The following is a 25,106-nucleotide window of genomic DNA, read 5'->3' as shown; positions in this document are numbered from 1 at the left end:
AGAAGACCTTTTGGGGTCAGGTTCAGCATCGAGCTTTGAGCTACCGCGATGCCCGTCGCGCTCCTTGCCCGTTGCTCCCGCGGCCTCACCCCCCGCGGCTACACAACCAGTTCGCCGGCCTGGCATGGCCGCTGATCCAGCCAGCCGGTCGCCTACGTGGACGGACGGACCCGCACCGCGAAAGCTCTCTAGCCTATCGGGCGACCGTCTATTCGGGGCGACCGTCGGCGAGCCACTGGGCGAGGCCGCGCAGCCCGACCGCCCACCGCCCGAGGTCGGTCACCTCCGCGTGCCCGGTGACGACGGTGAGCAACTCGGCCACCGCCTCATCCGGCCGCTGGGCGTCGTTGAGGGTCAGAGCGCGGAAGACGCGTACGGAATCGGAGTCGGGGAACTCCCTGCGGGCCCGTTCGAGCACCGCCAGCGACTTATCCAGCTCGCCCAGCCACCGCAGGGTGCTGGCGTACTGGCACAGGCACCGGCGCAGGACGTCACCGTCGAGGCCGAGGGCGAGCGCCCGCTCGTAGTAGCCGCGGGCGGTCTCCTCCTGGCCCGCGGTGTCGTAGGCGCCACCCACCTCATATACGAGGACGGGGTGGTCAGGGTGTTCGGCGAGCAGCGCCTGAAAGTAGGCGATCGTCGGCGCCATGTTCGCCCGGTCCCGCTGGTCGTAGCCGCGCTGGATCGCCTCGGCCAGTTCGGGCGTCACATCGGTGGTCACTTCAGCAGCCCCCGTGCTTACGAACCTGAAGATCAATTCACTCTATCGCAGCCTCGTCCGCAGACGCCCGACCGTGGGTCGGTCGGCCCAGTGTTTGCAGCGTGATGAAGGGGTCGAGGACTGCCGCGGTCAGTTACCCCGGATAGCTCGCTGATAGTCGCGGAGTGCGTCAGGGTCGTCGATGCTTCCGTGGTGGTGGTACTGGCGCCAGCGGCCGTTCTCGTAGCGGAAGTACCGGCTGGTGCGGATCTCGAGCGGGACGGTTGTGCCGTCGCCTGTGGTGTAGCTACCGGTCTCCCGGCCCGCGAACATGGCATGCCGGTCGCCGACGTAGGCGACTACGTCACCAAAAGTGATCCCGACGCTGACCGTGCCATTGAAGATGCGTGCGTAGAGCTCGGCAATGGCGTCTCCGCCACGCAGGATGCCGCCGACCGGATTGTTGAGCTGAGCGAGCGGGTTCGTGGACCAGTCGGTGCGGAGCGCGTCGATGTCGCGGTTGTTCAGGCTGTAATAGAACGACTCGAGTGCGGCCTCGGCGCCCTTGAGGGATGGATCATCCGTCTCCGACAGCCGGTTTTTGGATGCCGGCCCGAACGAGACATCGGTCTTCTCAGCTGCGCGCTCATCGGCATGTTAGGACGGCGTAGCGCCGCGGGCGGGACGCGGCCCGTCTCCGGACCGCGTCCCGCGCCAATTTACCGGTCGAGGACTGGACAGGCCGCCCAGGCCGTCGGCGCGCGCCCGGTGACGACCGAGTTGGCGCAGTTGAAATCCCACGTGAGTATCGTCTGTGTCATCACGTCAAAGGCAGTGTTTCCGAAGCCCGACGTGCCGGAGCCACAGGCGTGGATCGCGTCGATGGTGACCGCTGGGCTGGCGACCGGACCGATGAGACCCGACCCAGAATCACCATTGGTGGTGTCGACGTTGTAACGCACCCAGCGGGAACCCTCGCAACCCGCCGCGGTGCTGGAGTAGTTCTCCTCCGCCACTGTGCCGCACACGTAGGTGTTCGTGGTGCCCAGTGACGCGCAGACGATGTCGGAGCCGACCTCCCACGAGTTGTGGAACGCCCGCCATTGCACGTATCGGATGCAGCTTCCCACCGCGTGGTAGCAGTTGCTGTCCGCCTGCGGGGACGCCATCCGCTTGAAGTCCCAGCCCGCGCTGTTGCGCGACTCGAGGTACTGGCTGCCGGGCGTCAGTTCGAAGCTGTCGTTCTGGTGGATTTCGAGATCGTCCGTGAAGGCACCGGCGAACTCCTCGAACGGCGGGTCACCACAGTGGCCGGCCGTGACCAGGTAGTTCCACACGGTCGAGTGGCCGTTGATGCCCCAGGTGCAGGTGCCGCCGGGGTCGAGCTCGATCGACAGGCCCGGCTGCTGCTCGGCCTCCGGGTGGGTGTCGGTCGGGGGTGCCTCCTCCACGTCGAGTGGTCCCTCGACGACAGATACGAGACTGCCGGGCACCAGCCCCAACAGGTCCGAGGTGACGGACTTGGGATCCGGCGAGAATACTTCGAGCTTGCGCCCCTGCCCGGTCGAGTTGACGCGCACACCGGCCGGGACGCCACGCTTGTCGAGCGCCGCCAGGAGCGTGTCGCGGTAACCCTGCACCTGGTTCCACGAGTACTCGACGTCGATCACCCGGAGGTGCTCCTTGCCGCCGGCGATCTGCGCGAGCCTCGCCTGATCGGCGCGTGACGGGTCGACGAGCGCCACGACGATCGCTCCGCCGTCCAGCTGGTCCTGCCACACTCCGCCGAAGTTCGGACCGTAGCGTGGCTCCTGGCCCTCGACCTTCGACTCGGACTCGCCGATAGCGGCGCGAATGAGTGGAATGCGGTCGCCCCGCTCCTGGCGGCGTGTGAATTCAGCGGCTTCGCCGTCGGTCATGTACAGGCCGAGCGTATCGATTCCGAGGTTTTGCGGACGGTTCTTCAACAGCGCGCCGAGATGGCTGGGGTCGGTCGACAGATAGTCCGTCTGGGACCGGAACTTTAGTTGATAGTCGACATGGAACACAAAGTCCATCTCGACATTCCAGCTCGTGCGAGCCGCGGCGAGCTGTGGCGCCTGTGCCAGCGCGATCGCGCGGTCGTCGACCCGGTCGGCGGCGTACTCCGGCAGCAGACCTCGATCGATCGGGCCCTGGGCGCCGTAGTCGCCGAGGCCGGGTCGGGGGTCGTATCGCGCGGACGCCGGCGCCGAAGGAACCGCGAGCAACGAGCCGGCAAGCATTGCCGCGGCCGCCAGGCGCAGATATCGACTGCGCGTGGAATGGGGAATTAGCCTCCTTGATGGCACGACGAAGACTCCCTTCAGAGGGATCGTAGTGGCGTCGGGGAATTGTTTATATCGACGCAGGCTAACTCATGAATGACCACTGTGAACGACAGGTTCCCGACAAGGTTCTTGTACGATTGTCGTACTGGTCGGATTTTCTGTATCGCGCTACTGCCACCGTCCCGCGGTTCGCGTCATCGACGAGTGCGCAGCGACGAAACCATGAACCTGCAGTTTTTGGGATGGGCGACGTTTGTCACGTCCGCCGACGTGAGTTCTGGGACCTACGGCACGGCGGTCGTGGCGGCGTTCCTGGACGGTTTCGCCGTTCGCACGCTCAACGATCTGGCCGAGGAGAACTGGACGCTGACCGCCATGGCGCCGGCACCCTAGAGACCTTTTGGGTCAGGGTCAGGATCGGGCTTTGAGCTACCGCGGCGTCCGCCGTGCGCGAGACCGCTGCTCCCGCGGCCTCACCGTTCGCGGCACAAGACCTGCCCTTGTCGGGGTTGGTCGTGTGACACGGCGGGTGAGGCCGCGGGAGCAACGGACCTGGACCGCCGCGGACGTCGCGGTAGCCCGGAATCTGTCAGTACCACGGGGCGGTGACCGTGACCGGCGGCGACAGCTCGCTGCTGGTGTAGCCGGAGCCCCACAGGGCGTGGGCCTGAACCGCGAAGGTGCGGGTGCCGCCCGGGGTCAGGTCGACGACGAAGGTGGTGAAGGGCATGGACGCGTAGCCCTGCCAGGCACCATCGACGAACTGCTGCATCGAGTACCGGAAGACGGGCCCAACCGGTTTGGTCCAGGTGAGCCGGGCGCTCGTCGGCGTCAGCTCGGACACGACCGGCTGGCCGGGGGCTGGCAGCGGCGTGAGTGTCGCGGCGGACACCGCCGCCGGTGGCCCGGCGAATACGGCGCCGGCCAGGGCGACGCTTGCCACGAGAACGCGTACCAGCCCACGACGTATCATGACTCCCCCTGCACAACAGATTGATAATGGTGAATCATATCATTCGAGCTGGCCCAATTGTGCTCAGATGAGGTGCCGGTGCGGCCGCAGGCGTTGTACGGGCACAGCCGTTGCGTGGCGCCCACGCGCACGTCGCCGACGCGCGTCTGCGGGCCCAGCCTCGGCCGCGGTGTTCATCGACCCTGCATCGAAACCTTCATCAAGGCGTCCGGGCTCACGCGCCCGGGATCGTGGGCAGGCCCGGGTCGTATTCGGCGTAGTGCTGCGGGCACACCCACAGGAAATCGCCGGTCTCGGCCATGACCCGGCGCAACGATCCGTAGGCCCGCGCCGGGTCCTGCTCTCGCAGGAATTGGCGCAGCGCGCGCAACGCCTGCCCCTCGGCGAGAGTGAGCTTTGTGGACACCTCCGGCGTCTCGATCTCCCAGCCGCTGCTCAGCACGTCGGAGGGCAGCCGGTCGATGATCGCCTCCATCAGCTGCAGCTCGCGCTCGCTCTCCTTGAACCGCTCCTCGGAAAGCACCAGACCGGCCACCCGGGAGGCGATCGGAAACGCGAGGCGCAACGTCTTGAAAACCAGGTTGGCGTACGGGGCGATCTCCACCAGCCAGCGCTGGGGTTTGCGAACCTCGTAGACGGCCTCGGGCACGGCGTGCCATCGGCCGGGGTGCTCGCACCACAGGTTCACCCGGTGGTGGCGGCGGCGCAGCACGCCCGTCGACACGTCGGTCAGCGTGAACAGCCGCGGGCAGTCGTCGACCTCGGCCGCGATCGCCTTCAGCATCACGCGGACGGCGTTGGCGATGTCGGCCGCGTACCGGCGCAGCTCGTCGACGCCCTTGCCCACCTCACGGATCTCGCCGCTGAGACGGTCGAGGTCGGACTTGAGGGGATGGCGTGGCGGCGCGAAGCCGGTCAACAGGTACGAGATGTCGTACGTGATCACGCAGCCCTCGCAGGTGCGGGTGGTGTGCTCGTGCTCGCGCAGCCGCAGCAGGCCGTCCAGCGAGTACCGTTCCGGGCACACCTTGCCGCCGACCGAGCTCGTCGGGCATGGGATGTACAGCCGGTAGGACATGCCCGGCCACCGGTGCGTCAACAGGTCTTCGACGCTGTCCCGGATCACGTTGAAGAACAGGTCCGGCGAGGGGGCCCGCACCTGCACGACGAGCTGGCGGTCGGTGACGAGTTCCACCAGCGCCTCGGAGTCGTACGCCGCGACCTGGTGCCGCAGGAACAGTCCGGAACGCCAGTGCCGCCCGACCGACGCCCGGTGGTGCCGCACCGTCAGCCAGGCCATCAGTCCCGGCGCCGGCTCGCTGGTCTCGCACACCAGGGTCAGTGCCCGCTGGCCGGAGGGCACCGGGGTACGCAAGTCCCACGTGAGCTCGGGTCGCTCGTACGGCACGATCTGGGCGACGAGGCTGCGGTGCCCGGGACCTTCGAGCCGGTACGAGATGTCGAACTTCTCCATGAGCCGCAGGAAGTACGGGTGGAACTGCGTGGTGTACGCGGGCCAGTCCGGCCGCTTGCGCCAGATGTCCCGCAGCCGCGCGTGGTCGAGCACCCCTTGCGCGTCCACGGTGACCCGGTCTTCGAGGACGTATCCGATGGCCTTCGTCAGCCACTCGGGATTGAGCACGACCAGGTCGCGCAGGCCGTCGTCGTCGCCGTAGTAGATGATCTGGCCGAGGTCGTGCAGCAGACCGGCCAGCGTCGCGGCTTCCTCCTTGGTCATTTGGTGCCGCGCGCACACCTCCACGAACGTGGCGTACGGCATCTGCAGCTTCTCGCCCGCGTGCGCCAGTACCTCGTCGCGGGCGGCGATCCACCGGCTGCTGAGCAGCTGACCCATGTGCGGAAGCTCCGCCGCCTGCTCGGCGACCGCGATGCGCAACGTGGCGATGCCGTTGCCGCTGGCGTTGTCGACGCTGAACCGCCCGTGCAGTATCGCGCCGAACAGCTGCGCCAGGTGCGGATAGTCGAGTTCGGGCCGCCGCTCGTCGCAGTGCGTGGCGACGACGAGTACCCGGGCGTCCGTGCCGACCCGCACCTTGATCCGCCGCAGCCAGCCTTCGACGTCGTTCTGTTCCTGACCCTCCCGCGGCTTCCACACGACCAGGTAGAGCGCGCGGCGGCTGAAGAAGAACGGGTGCGTGGCCCGATAGACCTCCTGGCCGCCGAAGTCCCACGTGCGCAGCGTCATCGGCGTCCCAGCGAGCGGGTGGGTGGCCACCAGCGACCGGACCTCGATGCCGTGGGTGGTCGGCCGGTTCGCCACGAACGGGGCGTCGTCGAGCGCCGCGGCCAGCGACGTCTTGCCGACGTTGCCCTCGCCGATGAGGATCATCTTGGCCTCGTACTGCGCGGAGGCGGTCTCCAGGCTCTCCAGGTAGGTCGCGACCGCGTCGGTGCTCCGCGCGAGCAGTTCGGGCAGTGGCTCCTGCAGCGGGTTGCCCCGCACGTTGACCCGCATGCCGCGGCGCAGCGCGTGCGCCAGGCCGGCGGGCAGCGTGGTGATGAGGTTTCCCTGCAGGTCGAACTCGCGGAGGTTGGCCGCCTGGCCCACCTCGGACGGCAGGTGGGTCAGGCGGTTGGAGGCGAGGCTCAGGCGGAGCAGGTTGGTCAGCCGGCCGACCTCCGGCGGGACCGAGCCGATCTGGTTGCCGGCCAGGTCGAGGATCTGCAGGTTCCCCAGCCGGCCGAGCTCGCGCGGCACGGTGAGAATCTGGTTGTAGCTCAGGTCGAGCCGGGACAGGAGCGCGAGGCGCCCGACTTCGGCCGGCAGCTCGGTGAGCTGGTTGTCGCTCAGCAGGAGCTCCTGCAGGTTGCCGAGCTGCCACAGTTCGGCGGGTAGGCCGCTGATGCGGTTGTCGCCGAGGGCGAGCATCGTCAGGTTGGCCAGTTCGCCGATCTCGGGCGGGATCTGCCGGAGCCGGTTGCCCTGCACGACCAGCTTCCGGAGCGTCTTGAGCTCGGCGATCCGGGGCGGCAGCGCGGCCAGGCGGTTGTCGTACAGGATCAGCTCGGTCAGATCCGGCAGCTCGAATATCTCGTCCGGCAACGCCGTCAGGTTCTTACGGGTCAGGTCGAGCCGACCGGTGGCGACCGCCGTGGACATCTGTTCAGGCGTCAGATGCACCCTCTCCGGGTTTGCCATGCGGCCTCTTTCGACACGGGTGCGACGCAAAGGTCCTATTCGGACTCAGGCTGTCCGCAGCGTGCACCACCGGGCAAGCAAGTGTCGGCGACCGGACACGCGCTCCGCGCTTAGCCGGGAGCCTTGATGCTCTCGATGATGCGGGCGAAGCCCTCCTTGCCGTGACCGTTGTCGATCTGGCGCTGGATGAGGCGCTGCACCATGCCGATCACCTCCGTGCTGATTCCCTGCTCAGCGCTGGTGGCGATGATGTGACTCAGGTCTGAGAACTCCAGGCTCTGCTGCCCTTCGACGCTGTAGTCACCGCCGTCGACGATCGCCCCGAAGCCGTCGAACCCACCCGTCATGGCGGTCAGCCACGGCGCGGCCCGCCCGGCGAACTCGCGCGCGCTGACTCCGGCGGGCGCCACCATGGCGGCGCCGTGCATGAAGCCGGCGAACATGACGTACATGCTCGCGAGCAGCGCCAGGTCGTACAGCGACGCCAATCCGGCGTCGTCGCCGAAGTACTCGCTCGCCCCCCACAGGTCGAGAATCGCCTTGTACCGGTCGAAGGCTTCCCGAGAACCACTGTAGAGAATGGACGAACCGGGTTGGCCGATCATCGCCGGCACGGCCATGATGCCGCCGTCCAGGTACTCGATGCCGGCGGCCGCGGCCCAGTCGGCCAGTTCTCGCGCCTCCGCCGGCGTCGTGGTCGTCACGTTGACGAGCGTCCGGCCCGCCAGATCACCGGCCAGCGGGTCGAGGACCTCGTGCACCGAGGCGCCGTCCAGTAGGCAGGCGACCACGACCCGGCTCGCCCGGACCGCGTCACCGGCCGTCCGCGCCGCGGCGGTGCCCTGTGCGACAAGGGCGTCCGCCCTCGCCGCCGACCGGTTCCACACGGTGGTGTGGTATCCGGCGCGCACGAGCGCCGAGGCGAGGGCGCTGCCCATCGCGCCGAGCCCCAGAACGCTCACGCGGTTGTCGTCGTTCGTTGTCATCGTCGTGCCCCCACGGTTTCGCTGTCAGGTTCAGCAACGATCCTCAGCGCTACCGGTAGGGTTGACCAGTACCGACTATTTAGTTCGGTACTGACTTTTTGGTAAGTAGGTGGGAGGCGGCGAATGGCGGAGCGGTCGGAAGTGGTCATGCTGTGCGGGCTGGCCGGCTCGGGCAAGACGACGTACGCCCAGAGCCTCGAGACCGAAGGCTACGTTCGCCTGTCGGTCGACGAGGAGATCTGGCGCCGCTTCGGTCGCTACGGCATCGACTACGAGCCCGCCCGGTACGACGAGCACACCGAGGTCGCCAGGCGCGCGGTGCGGGAGCGGATGCTCGCACTGATCGCGCAGCGCCGCGATGTCGTCATCGACTCCAGCTTCTGGCAACGGTCGACGCGGCAGGCATACAAGGAGCTGATCGAGCAGGCGGGTGGCCGGTGGCGCCTCGTCTACCTGAAGGCCGACCCGGCTGTGCTGCGGCAGCGACTGCACACACGCGCCGAGCGCTTCGACGCCAACGCGGCGTTTCCCATCACCGACGCGCTGCTCGACCGCTACCTGGAGGGCTTTGAGGAGCCCGTCCACGAGGGCGAGGAAGTCGTCATCGTGGACGGGCGACCGACCTGACGGTCCTTAGAGCGTGAACACGACCGTCGAGATGCTGCGCGCGGGGATGTTGACGGTGGCCTGCCCGCCGTTGAGGCCCACCGGCTGGCTGGCCGCGTTGGCGGTGCGCGAGGTGAGGAAGTGCTCGGCCCGGGTGGCGTTCTGCGGCGCCTGGACGATGGCGTTGTTGACCGCGCTGTTCGACCGGTTGAGGATCACCAGCGTGACCTTGCCGCCGCCCTGGTAGGCGGTCACCTCCAGCGGCGACGCCTTGGAGCTCTTCGTCAGGGCGACCCGCTGGTACCCGGGGCGCACGTACTTGGAGTACTGCGAGAACGCGTACCCGCGCTTGAGCGGAGCACCCGCGGTCGTGCCGTACGCCGACTCACCGTCACCGATGAACGAGTAGAACCGCTTGCCGTACCACCAGACGTACGCGCTCCAGTTCGCCTCCATCGCCCGGTGCACGGTGCGCATGATGTCGTCGAGCGTCTCGTCCCAGACCGCCTGGTTGGCGGGGTCGCCCCAGATGTTGGAGCCGCCGCCGTCGGCCTCGTGGTGGTTCCACTCCGTCATCCACACGGGCTTGTTGTGCTGTGCGGCCAGCGGGTACGCCGACAGCGCGCCAGCGTCCTCGGGGCTGTACAGGTGAGTGCCGATGTAGCCGATGTTGTTTCGGGCGGTCGCGTCGTTCAGGGTCGGATCGGCGAAGCTGGTCTTCAGATGCACCGTCTCGGGAAGCATCAGCTTGGTGTTCAGCACCTTCGCGCCCTGGTCGCGGACGAAGTCGCGCAGCTCGGTGCCGCTCCAGTCCATCGAGTCGTAGGCCGGGTGCCAGTCCGGCTCGTTCTGCACCGAGGTGACGTCGATGGTCACGCCCTGACCGCGCATGTACTGGACGTAGCTGTTGAGATGGTTCGCGTAGTCGTCGTAGTAGTCGGTGCGCAGCTTTCCACCGTTGATCCGGCTGTTGTTCGTCTTCCACTCCGCCGGTGCCGTCCACGGCGAGCCGAGGATCTTCACGTTGGACCCGTACGACTTCGCCGTCTTCAACGCGTTCACGTGCGTGGACCACTCGCTGGAGACCGGTGAGATGCCGGTGCGCACAATGGACAGTCCGAACTGGTTGGCGCCCATCCCGACCAGCGTCTGCGTCTCGGCCGTCGACCAGTTGCCGCCCCAGATCGCCGTCGCGGCCCCGTACCCGTCGATCGTCTGGTACCGGGTGGCGGCGTTCACCGTGATGTCCGCGGCCCCGGTGGGCGGCGGCGTGGTCGGGCCGGTCGTGGGCGGGGTCGTGGGTGGCGTGGTCGGCGGCGTGGTGGCCGGGGTCGTCGGCACCGGGCTGCCGGTGCAAGCCACCCCGTTGACCGCGAAGCTGGTGGGCACCGGGTTGCTGCCGGTCCACGAACCGTTGAAGCCGAACGACGCCGTGCCATTGGTGGCGACGTTGCCGTTGTAGCTGACATTCCTCGCGGTGACCGCGGCACCGCTCTGCGACACCGTCGCGTTCCACGCCTGCGTCACGGTCTGCCCAGCCCCGTACGACCAGGTCAGCGTCCAACTCGTCAGCGGATCACCGAGGTTGGTGATGGTGACGTTCGCACCGAACCCGCCCTGCCACTGCGACGAGATCGCGTAGTTCACCGAACAGCCCGCGGCCGCGGAGGCGGGCAGCGCCACGGCGACCGCGGCGGATGCCAAGAGCGTGACGCCGGCCGACACCAGGGCGGCCTTGACCTTGAGTCTCGTCATGGAACTACTCCTGATGGTGAGCGCCCAGCTGTGTCGAGCATGTTACGGAAGCGCTCCCAGATAATCAACGAACATCAATCCGTGAGCGAACCCTGACGCGACCGTGACGTGGCCGCCGAAGCTGGCCTCAGGGCCGCCGTCCGACAGCGGCGGGTTCGAGGAGGAGAAGCAATGCGGGTACACAGAAGGCTCGGCACCGCGGCGGTAGCTCTGGGTGTGGTCGTGAGTGGCGTGCCGCTGGGCGCGGCGGCCCCGGCGCGGGCTGTTCCGGTCCCGGTCGGCACCTCGTCGACGAGCACGTACAACTCCGGCTCGCCCAAGTTCGACACGGCGGGCTGCCCGGCGGGCCAGATCGTCCTCAGTGGAGGCGGGACCATCACGGACGGGGCCGGCCATGTGGTGTTGTCCGACGTGATCCTGGGCCGGACCACGGTGACGGTGATGGCCTACGAGGTGACGGCGTACTCGGGCAACTGGTCGGTGACGGCGACCGCCGTCTGCGGCCCCGAGGAGGAGGACGTCGTGATCACGTGGGCCACCGGGAGCGGGACGACGGCCGCGAAGTCCGCGACCGTGTACTGCCCGGCCGGCACGAAGCTGTACGGCACCGGATACGAGCTGCCGGGCGCGGACGGGCAGGTGTTCCCGAGCGCGGTGCGGCCGGACGACGCGCTGTCGAGGGTCACCGTGAAAGCGGACGCGCACGGCGGGTACACCGGCGACTGGAACCTGGTCGCGTACGCCGCTTGCGCGAAGCCGGCCGCGCACATGCGGCTGCTGACCGCCCGGTCGGCGACGGGCCCGGCCGCCGCGAAGGCGGTGACCACCGAAGCCTGTCCGGGCCTCGCCCACGTGCACGGCGTCGGCGCGGAGATCTCCGGCGGCCACGGCGACGTGATCCTGGCGGCGATGACACCGTCGAGCCTCGCGCTGACCAGGAGTCAGGCCGGCGCCCACGCGCACGGGCGGGTAGCGGAGGACTGGAGCGTCACGTCCTACGCGATCTGCTCCACCTGAGATCGGGGACGCAGGATCGTGGGGTCCGGCCCGGGTACCGCTATCTCGCGCATGCTCGCGGCGTAGCGGTGATAGGCGCGCCTCGCCTCCCCGTGCCGGCCCTCCCCCACCAGCGTCTCCACGAGGTCCCGGTGCGCCCGCTCGTCGTACTGGTCCAGGTCGAGCAGGCGCAGCAGATGGCAGATGGCCTGCTCGGTGTCGCCGGCAGCGCGGCTCCACCGGGCCAGCGCGCGCACCGCCCGCTGGTACGCGGCGCGGGCCTCCTCGCGCAGCGGCCCACACCACTCCGCGTACGGGTCGTCCTCGAACGGGTCGCCGCCGTAGGAGCGCACCGCCGCGGTGAGGATCGCGTGGGCTTCGGCCGGCGAGCCCTGCTCGCGCAGGCGCACGGCGTGGGCCACGTCGGCGAGGAAGTCGTAGACGTCGACCCGGAGCTGCCCGCGGTCGAGCGCCACGCAACCCTGGTCGGCCACGATGATCTGGTCGGCCGGCGCGGGGGCACGGCGCGGATTCAGCACCGTGCGGACGATGGAGAGCAGGACCGAGAGGCGGTGGCCGGTGCGGTCCGGGTCGTCGTCGGGCCACAGCAGCTCGGCCAGCTCGGCCCTGGGTACCGGCCGACCGTGCCGGGCCACCAGGATGCGGAGCAGGTCGCGGGCCTTACGGGACTGCCACGCCGAGCTGGGGATGGGCTGCCCGTCGAGGTAGACCTCGAAGCGTCCCAGGGCACGGACAAGTACCGCCTGCGACGAGGCGGGCAGCGGGAGCGAGGCGCCGACGCGGGAGCGGCTCAGGCGTTCGGCGGCGAGTGTCGCGTGGAGACGGTCGACGGTGCCGGCGTCGGGCAGTTGGCCGAGGGCCAGCAGTACCCGATCGGCGTCGCAGGTCGCGTGGCCGGCGCGCCAGATCTCGTACGCCTCGGTCAGCGCCGCGCGGCGGCGAGCCGCGGCGGACGGGTCACTGGCCGCCTGGAGCTCGAGCGTCTCGGCGAGCAGGGCACGTTCCCGGCGGGTCCGCGCGGTCTGCGCCGCCGTTTCCGCGCAGGTGGCGGCACCGGCCAGGTCACCGCGCGCCACCGCCACCCAGCCCTTGGCCAGCAGCGCCTGGATCGTCACGGCCGGCGGGGCCTGCCGCACCGCCTGCTCGGCGTACCGCGCCGCGGCGGCCGGATCGTCGGGGGCGAGGACCCGGGCGATGCCGGCCAGCGCCGGGATCAGCGCCTGCCAGTCGCCTTCCGCCTGTGCGGTCCGCTGGGCCTCCTCGTAGCAGGCGAGGGCCTGCTGGCTGGCGCCGCGCACGCGGTGCACCTCCGCCAGGCCGACCAGGGCCAGCGCGACCCGCCGGGAACCCATGCGCCGGTACCAGGAGACGAGATGCTCGTACCGCTCGATGCTCTCCTCGTGCCGGCCGAGCCGGGCCAGCGCCTCGGCCTCGTTGTGCTGCGCGCCGACGAGCGCGCCCGCGAACCCGGCGGCCTCGGCCGAGCGGACGGCCCGCCGGGCGGTGTCCAGCGCGGCGGGATAGCGCGCCTGTGCCAGCAGGGTGTGTGTCTGGTTGAGCAGGATGCGGGCGACCTGGCCGGTGTCACCGGCCCGCTCGGCGCAGCGCAGCGCCTTGGCGAAGTGTTCGTCGCAGCCGGCCGGATCACCGGCCCGCAGGCTGCAGAGGGCACTGGCCACGTGAGCGGCCGCGAGCGCCCTGGCGTCCGCGGCGCCGGCCGCCAGCGCTCTGGCCCGCGCGGCGTGCGTCAGGCCGTTGTCCACCTCACCGAGGGCGATGTACGCGCTCGCGGTCCACGCCGAGCGGATCGCCTCATCGCCCGCCGTGTCGCCGGCTTCCGGCCGCTCGTCGGTGTCGCGCGTCAACACGGCCAGCGCCTTCCGCGGCTCGCCGCGCAGGTGATGCGCCTGGCCGAGCCGCCAGGCCAGGGCCGGATCCAGCGGTTCGCCGCGGGCGTCGGCCTCGTCGGCCAGCGCCTGATAGACGGCGACCGCACCGGCGAGGTCTCCGGAGTGGAACAGCGACTCGCCGAGCAGCAGCCGCAGCGCCGGGTCCTGCCCGCCGTGCGGCAACACCCGGATCAGCTCCGCCGCGGCGGACGCCTCGCCGGATGCCAGGATGTCGCGTCCACCCGCCACCAGTTCCCGCGCGCACGCCTCGTCGTCGCCCGCGAGGCTGAACGCCCGCGCGGCGGCCAGCGGCGGCCCGTGCCGCTGGTACCAGATCGCCGCGCCCCGGGCCGATTCGCGGGCGGGAGCGGCATGTCCGCCCGCCACGGCGCCCACCACCGGGACGATCGCGGCGCGTTCGGGCTGGAGCACACCGATCTGCGTCAGGAGGGTCAGCATCCCTTCCGCGCCGGGATGACCGAGTCGCTCACACAGCCCCGCGGTGAGGGGCGCGAAGCCACCGACGTCACCGACGAGCCGCACCACCTCCGGCGGGAGCGGGCTGAGCACCTCCTCGACGATGTACGCCCCCAGCGGCGTGCCCGGTCCCGCGATGACGTCCGTCAGGGCCCCGTCGGGCGGGACGGGACGGTCGAGCGACTCGCCGGCCAGGCGTACCAGGACCGGCCAACCCGCCGTGGCCCGGAACACCCCGGCGGACAGTGCCGGGTCGTCGACCCCATGTTCCTGGGCCAGGACGTGCCTGACCTGCTCCTCGGTCAGGGCCAGATCGCGCGGGCCCAGCGTGGTGAGGTCGCCGCGCGCCCGCCAGCGGGCCGTCGGTGCCGCCACCGGCCAGCGCGAGGTCAGCGCGACCCGCACCGTCTCCGGCAGCGCCGTCACGGCGGTCAGCAACGCACCCGCCAGGTCGGCCGGCAGCCGCGGCAGCTCCTCCAGGACCAGCCAGCCCGCCCCGTGCCGCCGCGCCAGCTCGCCGAGCCCGCCCTGGATCAGCGCGGAAACGTTGGCGGGCGCCGCGAGCCACGCGGCCGAGGTGCCGGACAGCCGGACACGTAGCGCGGTGGACTTGCCGTATCCGGCGGCCGCCACCACGAGCATGCAACGCACTCCCACATGCAGAAGAGTCGCTCACGCCTCCCACGCATGCATCGGCATGTATCCGATTCCCGACTCTTTCCGCCTCGGATGGCGCCCGCCCCGCTCAGTCCAGACAGAACTCGTTGCCCTCGACGTCCTGCATCAGCAGGCACGACTCGTTGTCCTCATCGGCTTGCAGGAGGTGCAGGCGCGACGCGCCGAGCGGGATCAGCCGGGCGCATTCGGCCTCCAGCACGGCCACCCGCTCGTCGCCCACGAGCCCGGTGCCGACCCGTACGTCGAGATGCACCCGGTTCTTCACCACCTTGCCCTCTTCGAGACGCGGGAGCAAACGCGGAGGCAGACGCGGCCCTTCGACCGCCAAAGGTGGCACGTTGTCACCGGCAGGTGCGGATGGTCGGGCGGTGCCCGGTGTGGTGTTTGCCGGGGGTACCCGAGCCGCCGTCTCGACAAACTCAGCGATGCGGCACCTCTGCCAGAGAGGGGAACGCGGCGCGCGGCTGCCTCCGTCGGCCACGCGGCACGGTCAGATCGGGCACCTGTTCGGCGAAGGTCCGCTTCGAACAGGCCGTGTTCAGGCAGTTGAACCGCCGTACCTGCAACAGGATCCACACCGGTGTGGCCCCCAGCGGGGTGTCCGCCAGCCGCCGCTGGTATCGCTCACGCACCGACCTCGAGGTTGCCTGGCAGGCGGGGCAGGCCGCTTCGTCGGTGTCGATCTTGGCATGGATATGGACCCCGTCGGGCCAGTCCTCGACCCGCTCGACGCGGACCTGACGGAGGTGACGCGGCAACACGCCGACCGGTTGCTGATCTTGCACCGCGACATGATCCCGACCAGCGCTCTCCAGGTAAAGCGTTGCTGCTCAACGCCTCCAAGCGAACAGCCACCGTTCAAACTCCATCATAGACAGAGACCTGCGCCCTCTCGAGCGCCCTCCATGCCGCGCCCACGTTTGTTGTGCCAGAACCGAATTACGTGAGCGCCGACAAACCAGGCGACTGCTCCGCAGTTCAGACGCACAGTACGGATTCACTCTGCTGTACAGGCGGAAGCGGCTCGGCAGGAGTGCCGAAGCTTCAAGATCTAAACCTGCCTCACATGATCTTGACACAGAGGGTCAGCGTCCCCAAGACTCGGCGGTCTTCCGCGGATCGTCCGCCAGAATGTGGTCCGCGAGCCGCCGCACCTGCTCCTCGATGGACAGGTCGGGGGTGAAGATCAACTCGTACCCGTAGTCGTCCGTACCCGTACCCGATTCCCGGACCTGGTGGAAATAGACATCTACCCCCTCGGGGCTGGCGAATTCCTCGGGGAGGTCGGGGTTCTCGCGTCGTGGCCAGACACCGTCGAGGATGCAGCCCCAGCGCTCGAACCAGCCGCTGTCCGCAAGGGTCTGCCCAAGGAGTCGGGCAACGGTGTCCACCGGCTCTTCCCAACTGCGGTCCGCAGCGGCCCGCGCGAGTTCAGCCTCGTACTGGGAGAGATCAAAGCGGACGTCCGCCGGGATTTTGGTGACGTTGCTGGTGTTTTTCCAGTCCTCCCAGATCACCTGATCGCCCTCGCGGCGCATGGTGACGTACAGGGCGCCGCAGCAGCCAGGGTGGCAGTCCGGCTCGGTGATCATGACCCTGCGGGGTTCCTCCGTGACCGCCAGCGGCCAGGTCTCCGCCGGCCCCGTCCAGTGTCGGCAACTTGGTGCGAACCCTTCCGGGTGGACCTCCTTCAGGACGTCTACGCCGTCGATCAGAGGCCTCACCTCGGCCCAGGAATCCGGCGCTGCTCCCCAGTCGCCGCCCGGCGGAATCTTGTGCTGCAAGGTCAAGGTACTGATCGTCAGCTGACCGGTCATACGCCCATGATCCACTGATACCGCGCAGCCGCACACTCATTTTCGCGATCGGCGTCCCTCAAGGCGGGCGAGGCGGCGGGTCATGATGATGATCATGGCCCATTGGACCATCGCGGCGTGGTGCTCGGGTCGGCGTTCGTAGTCGCGGACGGTGCGTCGGCAGCGGTTGATCCATGAGAACGTGCGCTCGACGACCCATCTGCGGTGCAGCACGACGAAGGTGCTCTGTCCGGCGAGTTTGGCGACGATCTGCACGGTGAGGTGCAGGTGCGCGGCGGCCCAGGTCACGAGCTTGCCGGCGTAGCCTGTGTCGGCCCAGGTGAGGCGAATACCCGGAAAGCAGGCGCGTATGTCAGCGCTCAAGTAATCGCGTGAGCGACGACACCTTCCTTATGTCACGCCGCCGCGCCGGACCCGGAGGCGCCGACATCGATTTCAGCTCCGGGCACCCGACGCCGGGAGCCCTTATTTACCAGGGTCTTACTGTAACGGCACCCAACTTCGTCAGTCCGACACCGGCCACACCGACGGGGTTGGGCAGGTGTCTATCGCGCCGGACGGCTCCTGGCTGGCCACCACCGCCACCGGCCCTTTGGTGGTGGTGATCCGGTGGTGCGGATCTGGGACCCGGCCAACGGCACCCAACTTCGTCAGTTCGACACCGACCACACCGCCGGGGTCGATCGGGTGCATATCGCCTCGGACGGCAGCTTCCTCGTAGCGATCGGATCCACCGCGGTGTCATTCTGGCCCGCTTGGGAGGGCAGACGAGCGGCAATCCGCCACGGTGGCGGTCATCAAAGCTCGGCTCCATCGAGCCGCGGCCGCCTGGTACTTATGGGTGGACCTCGCGGCCTATCTGCCTACCGGCTGATTTCCGACAAATAGTCGCATCGCGGCAACAAGTTAATCCAGAGCCAACACTGTCTGGAAAGACACTATCGGCCAGCTGACATGGTCAAGTGCGCAGCTCGCCAACGTGATCACTTGCATGAGTATGTGGCCTGAGCGCCAGGCCGGTATCCGGCAGCGTGATCAAGTGACGCTACGTTGATCGCCTGGCCCGTCCAGGCCAGGAGCGATGGCTGTCCGCCTGGCTGGCGAATCGCCGGGTCCGGATCAGCTAGGCCGCCGCGCGACCGGCCCACATACCGCTGTGGCGGCAACCCCGACAACGGTTCTTGGTTCGTCACGTTTCCCCTCGGGAACGCGCTGGAAGTACAGGCGCGGCCCGACGCCGGTGGGATCGACGCACGCGGCCGACGCACCCGGCTCCTGCGCCGGCACCAGGTCGTACCCCAGCACCTCGCACCAGAAACGAGCGACACGCTCGGGTTCCGCGCAGTCGAAGGTGACCTGGAACTGCTTGATCGACGCCATCGGACCACCATAAAGGGGGCGTACTTCGCCAGCTCCGCGGACCCGCCCCCGTACGCTACCGATGATCACCAACGAAGGAACCCACTGTGCTGACGATCCGCCCCGCCCGGCCAGAAGAACTGCCTGCCCTGACGGCGTACCCGAACGACGACGAACGCAACAGCGCGACCGCGGCCTACCTATCCGGGCTGCTCGACAGCGGCTGCACCCGGCCGGCCTGGTGCCTGGTGGCCGACCAGGACAACGAGCTCGTCGGCAACGTCGTGTTGTGGACGATCCCCGGCCGCTCGGTGCCCGAAGACATCGTGCTGCTGGAGCCGGGCGACGACCAGACCGCCGCCGCCCTGCTGACACACGCCGCGGAGCTGGCCCGCTCGCTCGGTGCGCGAACGCAGGGCCACGTACTGGACACGCCGAGCCAGGCCCCACAGTTCCAGCGCGACCCGCGGCGACGCGAGCAGCTGCTCGCCGCGCACGGTTTCTCCGTCACCCGCGACGGATGCCGGTTTCTCTGGCAGACCGGCGATCCGCTTCCCGCCCAGGACGACCGGCTGCACTGGCGGTCACTCGCCGACCTGGGCGAAGAGCCGTTCGTCGACTTGCTCGCCGACACCTTTACCGACACCAAGGATTCGATCTTCCGCGCCGAGATCGCCGAACACGGCCTGCGCGGCGCGGCCGAGCGCAACCTCGCCGACATGCTGGAGCTGGACCACGAACCGGACTGGTTCGAGATCGGCTACGACCAGCAGAACCGGCCTGTCGCGATCAGCCTGCCCGCCCGTACGCAGAGCTCCGCGGTGATCGGCCTGGTCGCCATCGCCACGACCGGACGCGGTCACGGCTACGCCACCGCCGTCGTCGCCCGCGGGACCAGCATCCTTGTAGCCACCGGAGCGACGGAGATCCGCGGCGACTGCGACACCGGCAACATCGGCATGGTCAAGGCCTTCCAGCGCGCCGGCTACCACAACTTCGCCAACCGCAAGATGTTCAGTCGTCCACTGTAAAGCTCGTGGTCATAGAGGCTCGTGGTCAGGCGCAGGTCGGGGCGATACCTCCCGGTGGCACGCCGCCCGCGACCAGCATGCCGAACGTCGTCGAGCCGCCCGGCGACAGCGCCCGGTTGTACGAAGCGCCGCTGACCGTGACGTCGGCGCCGCTGCCCTCGACGATCGCGTTCCAGGCCGACACGATCCGCTGGTCGGCGGCCCACCGCCAGGAGACCCGCCAACCGTCGAGCGCCGCGCCGCTCACGTTGCGCACCGTGACGGTGGCGACGAAGCCGCCGCTCCAGCCGTGGTCGATCACGGCCGTCGCGGCGCAGACCTGCCGCGGCGTTGTTCGTGCGGTTCCCAGCACGAACGAAAGCTGGCGGCCGTCGGCGCCGAACCGGAACCAGTACGCGGTGTCGGGAGTCAGCCCGCCGATGGTCACCGTGCCGAAGCGCTCCGGCCCCGACACCGCCTCGGCCACCGGATTCTGCCACTGCTGGGCGTCCGCTTGGCTGGCGAAGAGGGTGACGGTGACCGGCGGGTTGTAGCCGCAGGGCGGGGCGAGGGCGATCGCGTAGCTGACCGTCACGCTCGTCGCGGTGGCCGCCGACACCCCGCCGGTGATTGGCAGCACCGGTGGACAGGTCGGCGGCAGGGTGGGCGTCGGGCTGGCCGTGGTCGACGGCATGGCGGAGGACGCCCCGGCGCTGCCCAGCCCACCGACGGCCAGCCCGGCCAGAGCCACGGCCGCACCGGCCAACACCACACCGAACCTGTACGGCATCCGGGTCTCCTCTACGCCGCCCCCAACATTATTTCGAAGTCTACCAATGTATCGATGTTCTTTACTCGGGGCGGCGACGCGATTTCAAGGCGGCGATCGCCGCGGCGAAAAGGGTGGCGGCCCGGCCCCGCTCGCGCTCCTCAGTGGAGAGTGCGGCCGGGACGCCGAGATACTCGGCCACCGCCGAAAGCAGATCCTTGTATATCTGTCCGCCGGCCGGACTGCCGATCGCGGTCATCGTCCACGCCGTGCCGTTGCGGGACAGCTTGGCCATGATCTGCGCGGTGTGCGGCCCGGAGGCGCTGAGGTTGAAGGAGCCGAGCTCCTCGTCGCCGTAGGTCTCGTCGACCAGCCGGCAGGAGGCGGCGGTGACCTTGGAGAACCGCTGTCCGGTGAACGAGTTCACGGTGAACACGAGCGTGGTCACCGCCTCGGGCAGCCGCGAGAGGTCGACCCGGATCGACTCCAGATCGCCTTCGCCCTGGCCGGTGACGTTGTCGCCGGAATGCCGCACCGACCCGTCCTTGCTGGCGAGTTGGCCGTACCACACCTGATCGAGGAGCCTGCCTTCGGCGGAGTACAGCAGCGCGGACGCGTCCAGATCGACCCGGCTCCTGGTCGAGGTCCAGCCGAGCCCCATCCGCACCTGCGCCGGCTTGCCACGCACACCCGTCAGCGCCATTGTCTGGCCGGGGGTAAGCGCAATCGCCATCGGAGTTTCCTCCTTGATCGAGCCGGATCGAAATCATCATTGTGGCAACCCCGATCCACCCGTACCGGCCAGCGAGGCGGCGTTACGAGTCGGTCCCCCGGCGGGCGCGCAGTGCGCGGACCTTGTGGCGGTTGCCGCAACGCTCCATCGCGCACCAGCGCCGGGCGCCGGGGCGGGACGTGTCGACGAACACCAGCGGGCAGTTGTCGCTGTCGCACTCGCGGATCCGTCCGGACAGCGGCCCGGACAGCAGCTCGATCATTTCTCGCGCCAGCGTCGACAGCACCTGCGTCACCCGTACCGGAGCCGCCCATCGCGCGGTCGCGCCGTCGGCGCCCAGCTCGGGAACCAGCGACGCCACCGCCGCGGCGCTGTTGATGGTCGCTATCGCAGCTAACACGCCGTCGCGGTCCGGGCCGGTAGCGGGTCGGCGGTCAGGATCTGGCGGTGGACCCGCTGCAGCTCGGTACCGGGATCGGCGCCGAGGTCGTCGGCCAGCCGGTGCCGGACGGTGATGTAGTGGCTCAGCGCCTCGGCACGGCGGCCGGCGGCGTACAGGACCCGCATGTACGCCGCCGCCAGCGACTCCGCCAGCGGATGCTCAGCTGTCAGCTCACGAAGCCGGGGCAACACCCTCACCGGATCGCCGGCGAGCAGGCCGGCCTGCGCCCAGGCTGTCACGGTTTCCAGGTACCGCTGCACCCACGACTGCCTGATCTGCCCCGCCCACCTGCTTTCCAGGTCGGGCAACGGCAGTCCGCGCCACAGCCCGAGCGCCCGCCCCAACAGGTCGACCCGCTCCCGTGGCGGGCAGTCCGGGTGGCGCGCCCGCGCGGCCAGCCGCCGGAACTGGTGGACGTCCACCTGGCCAGGATCGAGATCGAGCAGGTACCCGCCGGACCGGCGGACCACGTCCACCGGGGGCTCCCCGCGCCGGATCCGGCTGATGTACACCTGCAGCGCGCGCCGGGGATAGGCGGGCGGTTCGTCCCAGACCCGGTCGATCAGGCTCTCGACGCTGACCGGCGAGCCGGCCGCGATCGCCAGCACCGCCAGGATCGACCGGTGCCGCAGCGGGCCCGCGCCGTACACCTGGCGGCCGACGACTATCTCCACCGGGCCGAGCAGCCGAAGTTCCATGACCCATCCCCCGTTCATTCCCCGGTACGACCGCTGTGAGGAGCGGTGGTGGCCGCCCACCCGAAGACCGGCGCGCCGGCGTGCTGGTACGTCTGCACCGTCACCCCGGACCCGGACGTGCGGCTGTCCATGAGCCGGTACCTGGCCGGAGGCACCCCGCGGGCGAACAGGCGCCGCCCGTGCCCGAGAACCACCGGCACGATCAGCAGGTGATAGCCGTCGACCAGTCCCTCGGCCATCAGCGACCGGGCGAGCGTGCCGCTTCCGTGTACCTGCAGCTCGCGGCCCGGCCGGGTCTTGAGGTCGGCGACGGCCGCGCCCACCGTGCCGACGAGCCGGCGCGCTCCCGGCCACGCCAGCTCGTCGTCCCTGGTCGTGGCGACGTACTTGGGCAGCCGGTTGAACGCGCCCGCGACCCGGTCCGCCGGATCGGTGATGTACGGCCAGTGGGCCGCCATGCCGTCGTACGTGCGCCTGCCGAGCAGGAACGCGTCGGCCCGGTCGACGAGCTCGGCGACGAGCCCACCAACCGCCCCGTCGACGTACCCGGGCAGCCAACCGCCCAGGTCGAAACCGCCGCGCGGATCCTCGTCCGGTTCGTACGGGGACTGCACGACCCCGTCGAGCGTCACGAATGTGGTGACCGTCAGCCGCATGATGCCTCCTTCCCCCGCTCATCACAGCCTCCAGCCGGCGGCGCGCGCCCACATCGGTGCCGGCCACCCATCCACCACCTACCCGGCCACCCAGCAGGCCGTTTGTCGTTGCGGGTGGCAGCACAGATCATGGGTGTCGATGACGACCGAACCGGTGACCGAGCGGGAGGCGCAGGTCCTCGCGCTGCTGACCGATCGGCTGTCGAACGCGCAGATCGCCAACCGCCTGCACATCTCCGTGCGCACCGTCGAGCACCACGTGTCGGCGCTGCTGCGCAAGCTCGGCGCCGACGACCGGCGGGCGCTGGCCGAGCTCGCCGGCCGCCGCCGCACCGGTGGCGGCCGGCTCGTCGGGCTGCCGAGCCCGCACACAAGCTTCGTCGGCCGGGCCGCGGAGCGGGACCTGGTCCGGGCGGCGCTGGAGCGCGGCCGGCTGGTCACGCTGCTCGGTCCGGGCGGGGTGGGAAAGACCCGGCTGGCGGTCGCGGTGGCCGAGCAGGTCGCGCCGAGCTCAGGCAACGAGGGCGCTTTCGTGGACCTGGTACCGGTACGCGGCGCCTTCGTCGGCCCGGCGGTGGCGGCGGCCCTGGGCCTGGCGCAGCGACCGCAGCAGCCGCTGCTGGACACGATCGCCGAGCATCTCGCCGACCGCCCGGCCCTGCTGGTACTCGACAGCTGCGAGCACGTCCTGGACGGCGCGGCCGAACTGGTGGCCGGGGTGCTCGCCGCCTGCCCGGCGGTGCGGGTGCTGACCACCAGCCGGGAGCGGTTACGCCTGCCGGGTGAGCAGAGCGTGCCGGTCGAGCCGTTGCCGGTCGAGGGCGAGGCGGTGGCGCTCTTCCGGGATCGCGCGGCGGCGGCGGATCCCCGGTTCGGCGCCGAGCCGGCCACCCTGGCCCGGATCTGCGCCCGGCTGGACGGCATGCCGCTCGCGATCGAGCTGGCCGCCGCCCGGGTGGCCGCGCTCGGCGTACACGGCCTGCTGACCGCCCTGGACGACGCCGTACGGGTGCTGGCCGGCGACCGCAACCCCGACCCGCGACACCGCTCGTTGCGGGCGGTCATCGACTGGAGCCACGACCTGCTTGACGAGGCCGAGCAGGCGCTGTTCCGGCGGCTGGCGGTCTTCGCCGGCCCGTTCGACCTGCCCGCCGCGACGGCGGTGGCCGGTGCCATCGACACCGCGGCCGTCGCCGACCTGCTCGGCCGGCTGGTGGACAAGAGCCTGGTGGTGCGCCTGCCCGGGAGCGGGCGGTGGCGGCTGCTGGACACGATCCGTGCCTACGGCCGCCAGCGGCTGGCCGCGGCCGACGAGCAGCCGGCCATCCGGCGGCGGCACCTGGGCTGGGCGCAGACGGTCGCCGCGGCGCTGGAGGACCGGCTCGACGGCGACTGGCGGGACGAGTTCGACGCCGCCGTCGACGACCTGCGCGCGGCGCTGCAGGATGTGCCGCCCGGCCCGGAAGAGGTCGCGCACCGGCTGGCCCGCGCCCTCGGCCACCTCACGTACGCCCGCCGGGTCAGGCTGGAGGCGGTCGACCACTACCGGCAGGCCGCCCGGCACGCGCCCACCCCCGCCGGGGCCGCCGCCGACCTGGCGACCGCCGCTGACTGCGCCGCCGCCACCTACCGCGCCGACCTGGCGTTCGAGCTGCTGATCGAGGCCGCCGAGAAGGCAGGGCAGGCCGGTGACGGCGATACCCGCGCCGCGCTGCTGTCCCGAGCGATCGAGACCAACAGCCGGTATCCCGCGACCTTCGCCATCCCGGTACCCCGCGAACGGCTCCGCGAGCTGCACCGCGAGGCGACGGCGACGGCCAGCCCCGACAACCCCCGCACGGCGGCCGCCCTGGCCATCAACGCGGCGTGGCTGGCCGAACCGCCAGGCCAGGACCCGGCGCCGGCCGAGCACGCGCTGGCGGCCGCGCGGGCCACCGGCGATCCGGTACTCATCTGGGCCGCCGTCGACACCGTGGTCACCGTCTACGAGCGGCATGCCCACCTGCGACGGGCGCACGAGCTGGTGCTGACGGGGCTGCCGCTGCTGGCACGGCTGGACCGCAACGACCCCCGGGCCGGCGCGACGGTCCGTTCCATCCAGTACCTGCGCGCCGTCCTCGCCCTCGCGGTCGGCGACCTGACGGCGGCCATCGGGGCGGCCCGCGCCGCCGCCACCGACCCGATCACCGCGGACCCCATGGGCCTGGGCAGCCTGCTCGTGCCGCCGCTGGTGCTCAGCGGCCGGTTCGACGAGGCCCTGCGGCACGCCGACGCCCTGTGGCACGCCTGGGAGACCAGCGGACGCGCCGTCGCCGGCCGGCTGTGGTTCCCGGCCGCCAGCGCCGCGCTCGCGCACGGCCTGAGCGGCAACCCGGACGGGTTCCGGCTCTGGCGCGACCGGATGAGCGACCTCGCCGGCCCGCACAACGTCCACCGGATACCCACCGCCTCGTCGGCCCGGTTCGCCGACGCCCGGATGGCGGTGCACACCGGCGACCTCACCGACGCCGCCACCATCGTCCGGGACGCGTTCTCGGACCCGGCGCCCTCGAACCGGTACCGGGTCTTCGCCCAAGCCGCCGCCGCCGAACTCGCCGTCGTCGCCGGGCTCCCCGACGCGCCCGGGTACCTCGACACCGCCGCCAAGCTCGCCGCCGAGAACGGCTGGGCCGCCGCCTGCCTCGCCCGCGCCCGCGGCCGCTACCACCGCGATCCCGAGGCGCTGCGCGAATCGGTCGACGCGTGGGAACGCATCGGCGCCCACTTCGAGCACGCCTACACCACCGCGCTCCTCCGCGGCACCACCGACGGTCCTTAGAGGACCATTCCAAGAGACGCCGAGCTACCGCGACGCCCGTCGCGGTCCAGATCCGTTGCTCCCGCGGCCTCACCGCCCGCGTCCACACAACCCGCCCGCATGACAGCGAAATCCCGGATGTTGCTGCCTCCGAGCGCGTCTGAGCCGACAAAATCGGGGATTTTGTCGGGATCTTGAGCGTGACTGGACGCGGAGGGCGAGGCCGCGGGAGCGACGGTCCGCGCCACGACGAGCATCGCGGTAGCTCAGATCGG

The 25,106-nt window shown here is 70.2% G+C and carries 23 protein-coding genes and 1 pseudogene; 5 read left to right on the top strand and 19 right to left on the bottom strand.

All coding sequences use genetic code 11. The features are described 5' to 3' along the window. Positions 1 to 208 precede the first annotated feature (208 nt). The 3 genes from QMG73_RS29375 to QMG73_RS29365 form a co-directional block, all read right to left on the bottom strand. Entirely contained in the window at positions 209 to 721 is a 513-nt protein-coding gene (locus tag QMG73_RS29375) for a tetratricopeptide repeat protein (protein WP_281901047.1), read from the bottom strand. A 129-nt stretch (positions 722 to 850) separates the two neighbouring features. Continuing rightward, positions 851 to 1,294, bottom strand: coding sequence for a YybH family protein (locus QMG73_RS29370; protein WP_281901097.1), 444 nt, complete (start codon positions 1,292 to 1,294; stop codon positions 851 to 853). A 125-nt stretch (positions 1,295 to 1,419) separates the two neighbouring features. Continuing rightward, positions 1,420 to 2,949 carry a chymotrypsin family serine protease gene (locus QMG73_RS29365; protein WP_281901046.1) on the bottom strand — a complete coding sequence of 510 codons (1,530 nt, stop codon included), beginning with the start codon at positions 2,947 to 2,949 and terminating at the stop codon, positions 1,420 to 1,422. A 330-nt stretch (positions 2,950 to 3,279) separates the two neighbouring features. On the opposite strand from QMG73_RS29365, the gene QMG73_RS29360 reads away from it, so the two are divergent. Then, positions 3,280 to 3,402 (top strand): hypothetical protein, encoded by a 123-nt coding sequence (locus QMG73_RS29360; RefSeq protein ID WP_281901044.1) that lies wholly within the window; start codon positions 3,280 to 3,282, stop codon positions 3,400 to 3,402. A 196-nt stretch (positions 3,403 to 3,598) separates the two neighbouring features. On the opposite strand, the gene QMG73_RS29355 is transcribed toward QMG73_RS29360, so the two are convergent. From QMG73_RS29355 to QMG73_RS29345, 3 genes are all read right to left on the bottom strand, one after another. Continuing rightward, positions 3,599 to 3,982, bottom strand: a complete 384-nt coding sequence (locus QMG73_RS29355; protein WP_281901042.1) for a fibronectin type III domain-containing protein — start codon at positions 3,980 to 3,982, stop codon at positions 3,599 to 3,601. A 214-nt stretch (positions 3,983 to 4,196) separates the two neighbouring features. Then, positions 4,197 to 7,142, bottom strand: coding sequence for a COR domain-containing protein (locus QMG73_RS29350; protein WP_281901040.1), 2,946 nt, complete (start codon positions 7,140 to 7,142; stop codon positions 4,197 to 4,199). Positions 7,143 to 7,252: 110 nt separating this feature from the next. Continuing rightward, positions 7,253 to 8,128 carry an NAD(P)-dependent oxidoreductase gene (locus tag QMG73_RS29345; protein ID WP_281901038.1) on the bottom strand — a complete coding sequence of 292 codons (876 nt, stop codon included), beginning with the start codon at positions 8,126 to 8,128 and terminating at the stop codon, positions 7,253 to 7,255. Between the two features lie 123 nt (positions 8,129 to 8,251). Here QMG73_RS29345 and QMG73_RS29340 point away from each other — a divergent pair, with 123 nt between their 5' ends. Next, positions 8,252 to 8,755 (top strand): AAA family ATPase, encoded by a 504-nt coding sequence (locus tag QMG73_RS29340; RefSeq protein ID WP_281901034.1) that lies wholly within the window; start codon positions 8,252 to 8,254, stop codon positions 8,753 to 8,755. A gap of 6 nt (positions 8,756 to 8,761) precedes the next feature. Here QMG73_RS29340 and QMG73_RS29335 read toward each other — a convergent pair whose 3' ends face one another. After that, the gene (locus tag QMG73_RS29335; protein ID WP_281901032.1) at positions 8,762 to 10,489 is read right to left on the bottom strand and encodes a cellulose binding domain-containing protein; all 1,728 of its coding nucleotides are present in this window, start codon (positions 10,487 to 10,489) and stop codon (positions 8,762 to 8,764) included. Between the two features lie 171 nt (positions 10,490 to 10,660). On the opposite strand from QMG73_RS29335, the gene QMG73_RS29330 reads away from it, so the two are divergent. Beyond that, complete coding sequence (locus QMG73_RS29330; RefSeq protein WP_281901029.1) at positions 10,661 to 11,506, top strand: hypothetical protein; 846 nt, start codon at positions 10,661 to 10,663, stop codon at positions 11,504 to 11,506. On the opposite strand, the gene QMG73_RS29325 is transcribed toward QMG73_RS29330, so the two are convergent. The 7 genes and pseudogenes from QMG73_RS29325 to QMG73_RS29295 all read right to left on the bottom strand — a co-directional run. Then, complete coding sequence (locus QMG73_RS29325; protein WP_281901026.1) at positions 11,485 to 14,514, bottom strand: BTAD domain-containing putative transcriptional regulator; 3,030 nt, start codon at positions 14,512 to 14,514, stop codon at positions 11,485 to 11,487. The genes QMG73_RS29330 and QMG73_RS29325 overlap by 22 nt on opposite strands. Positions 14,515 to 14,617: 103 nt before the next feature. Then, complete coding sequence (locus QMG73_RS29320) at positions 14,618 to 15,031, bottom strand: VOC family protein (RefSeq protein WP_281901024.1); 414 nt, start codon at positions 15,029 to 15,031, stop codon at positions 14,618 to 14,620. Next, complete coding sequence (locus QMG73_RS29315; RefSeq protein WP_281901023.1) at positions 14,970 to 15,335, bottom strand: transposase family protein; 366 nt, start codon at positions 15,333 to 15,335, stop codon at positions 14,970 to 14,972. Before QMG73_RS29315 ends, QMG73_RS29320 begins: the two co-directional genes overlap by 62 nt. Positions 15,336 to 15,635: 300 nt before the next feature. Continuing rightward, on the bottom strand, positions 15,636 to 16,367 hold the full coding sequence (locus QMG73_RS29310) for a hypothetical protein (protein ID WP_281901020.1): 732 nt from the start codon (positions 16,365 to 16,367) through the stop codon (positions 15,636 to 15,638). A gap of 36 nt (positions 16,368 to 16,403) precedes the next feature. Continuing rightward, positions 16,404 to 16,730: a transposase gene (locus tag QMG73_RS29305; protein ID WP_281901017.1), complete on the bottom strand. Its 327-nt coding sequence runs from the start codon at positions 16,728 to 16,730 to the stop codon at positions 16,404 to 16,406. 141 nt (positions 16,731 to 16,871) lie between these two features. Further along, entirely contained in the window at positions 16,872 to 17,060 is a 189-nt protein-coding gene (locus QMG73_RS29300) for a hypothetical protein (RefSeq protein ID WP_281901015.1), read from the bottom strand. A gap of 501 nt (positions 17,061 to 17,561) precedes the next feature. Continuing rightward, positions 17,562 to 17,747: pseudogene (locus tag QMG73_RS29295) on the bottom strand (VOC family protein); the annotation flags it as partial. An 86-nt stretch (positions 17,748 to 17,833) separates the two neighbouring features. Here QMG73_RS29295 and QMG73_RS29290 point away from each other — a divergent pair. Further along, on the top strand, positions 17,834 to 18,757 hold the full coding sequence (locus QMG73_RS29290; RefSeq protein ID WP_281901014.1) for a GNAT family protein: 924 nt from the start codon (positions 17,834 to 17,836) through the stop codon (positions 18,755 to 18,757). A 25-nt stretch (positions 18,758 to 18,782) separates the two neighbouring features. Here the strand turns inward: QMG73_RS29290 and QMG73_RS29285 are convergent, their stop codons facing one another. From QMG73_RS29285 to QMG73_RS29265, 5 genes are all read right to left on the bottom strand, one after another. Continuing rightward, complete coding sequence (locus QMG73_RS29285; protein WP_281901012.1) at positions 18,783 to 19,526, bottom strand: cellulose binding domain-containing protein; 744 nt, start codon at positions 19,524 to 19,526, stop codon at positions 18,783 to 18,785. 61 nt (positions 19,527 to 19,587) lie between these two features. Beyond that, positions 19,588 to 20,238: a TerD family protein gene (locus tag QMG73_RS29280; protein WP_281901010.1), complete on the bottom strand. Its 651-nt coding sequence runs from the start codon at positions 20,236 to 20,238 to the stop codon at positions 19,588 to 19,590. A gap of 82 nt (positions 20,239 to 20,320) precedes the next feature. Beyond that, positions 20,321 to 20,638, bottom strand: coding sequence for a CGNR zinc finger domain-containing protein (locus QMG73_RS29275; protein ID WP_281901009.1), 318 nt, complete (start codon positions 20,636 to 20,638; stop codon positions 20,321 to 20,323). Then, positions 20,632 to 21,378: an AfsR/SARP family transcriptional regulator gene (locus QMG73_RS29270; RefSeq protein ID WP_281901007.1), complete on the bottom strand. Its 747-nt coding sequence runs from the start codon at positions 21,376 to 21,378 to the stop codon at positions 20,632 to 20,634. The genes QMG73_RS29275 and QMG73_RS29270 overlap by 7 nt, the downstream gene beginning before the upstream one ends. A 14-nt stretch (positions 21,379 to 21,392) precedes the next feature. Then, positions 21,393 to 22,034 (bottom strand): dihydrofolate reductase family protein, encoded by a 642-nt coding sequence (locus QMG73_RS29265; RefSeq protein WP_281901005.1) that lies wholly within the window; start codon positions 22,032 to 22,034, stop codon positions 21,393 to 21,395. A 139-nt stretch (positions 22,035 to 22,173) separates the two neighbouring features. Between QMG73_RS29265 and QMG73_RS29260 the strand changes: the two genes are divergently transcribed. Further along, positions 22,174 to 24,852 (top strand): ATP-binding protein, encoded by a 2,679-nt coding sequence (locus tag QMG73_RS29260; RefSeq protein ID WP_281901002.1) that lies wholly within the window; start codon positions 22,174 to 22,176, stop codon positions 24,850 to 24,852. Positions 24,853 to 25,106 lie beyond the last annotated feature (254 nt).

Source organism: Phytohabitans aurantiacus, from assembly GCF_027923225.1.
In the GTDB taxonomy this organism is placed as follows: domain Bacteria; phylum Actinomycetota; class Actinomycetes; order Mycobacteriales; family Micromonosporaceae; genus Phytohabitans; species Phytohabitans aurantiacus.
The sequence above is the reverse complement of the archived record's forward strand: the minus strand, read 5'-3'. Positions and strand labels throughout refer to the sequence as shown.

Coding starts and splice junctions, on each gene's coding strand:
- QMG73_RS29325 (WP_281901026.1), bottom strand. CDS start 14,514: ATGCTCGTGGTGGCGGCCGCCGGATACGGCAAGTCCACCGCGCTACGT.
- QMG73_RS29300 (WP_281901015.1), bottom strand. CDS start 17,060: ATGCACCCGATCGACCCCGGCGGTGTGGTCGGTGTCGAACTGACGAAG.
- QMG73_RS29355 (WP_281901042.1), bottom strand. CDS start 3,982: ATGATACGTCGTGGGCTGGTACGCGTTCTCGTGGCAAGCGTCGCCCTG.
- QMG73_RS29280 (WP_281901010.1), bottom strand. CDS start 20,238: ATGGCGATTGCGCTTACCCCCGGCCAGACAATGGCGCTGACGGGTGTG.
- QMG73_RS29270 (WP_281901007.1), bottom strand. CDS start 21,378: ATGGAACTTCGGCTGCTCGGCCCGGTGGAGATAGTCGTCGGCCGCCAG.
- QMG73_RS29285 (WP_281901012.1), bottom strand. CDS start 19,526: ATGCCGTACAGGTTCGGTGTGGTGTTGGCCGGTGCGGCCGTGGCTCTG.
- QMG73_RS29345 (WP_281901038.1), bottom strand. CDS start 8,128: ATGACAACGAACGACGACAACCGCGTGAGCGTTCTGGGGCTCGGCGCG.
- QMG73_RS29350 (WP_281901040.1), bottom strand. CDS start 7,142: ATGGCAAACCCGGAGAGGGTGCATCTGACGCCTGAACAGATGTCCACG.
- QMG73_RS29335 (WP_281901032.1), bottom strand. CDS start 10,489: ATGACGAGACTCAAGGTCAAGGCCGCCCTGGTGTCGGCCGGCGTCACG.
- QMG73_RS29260 (WP_281901002.1), top strand. CDS start 22,174: ATGACGACCGAACCGGTGACCGAGCGGGAGGCGCAGGTCCTCGCGCTG.
- QMG73_RS29340 (WP_281901034.1), top strand. CDS start 8,252: ATGGCGGAGCGGTCGGAAGTGGTCATGCTGTGCGGGCTGGCCGGCTCG.
- QMG73_RS29330 (WP_281901029.1), top strand. CDS start 10,661: ATGCGGGTACACAGAAGGCTCGGCACCGCGGCGGTAGCTCTGGGTGTG.
- QMG73_RS29310 (WP_281901020.1), bottom strand. CDS start 16,367: ATGACCGGTCAGCTGACGATCAGTACCTTGACCTTGCAGCACAAGATT.
- QMG73_RS29265 (WP_281901005.1), bottom strand. CDS start 22,034: ATGCGGCTGACGGTCACCACATTCGTGACGCTCGACGGGGTCGTGCAG.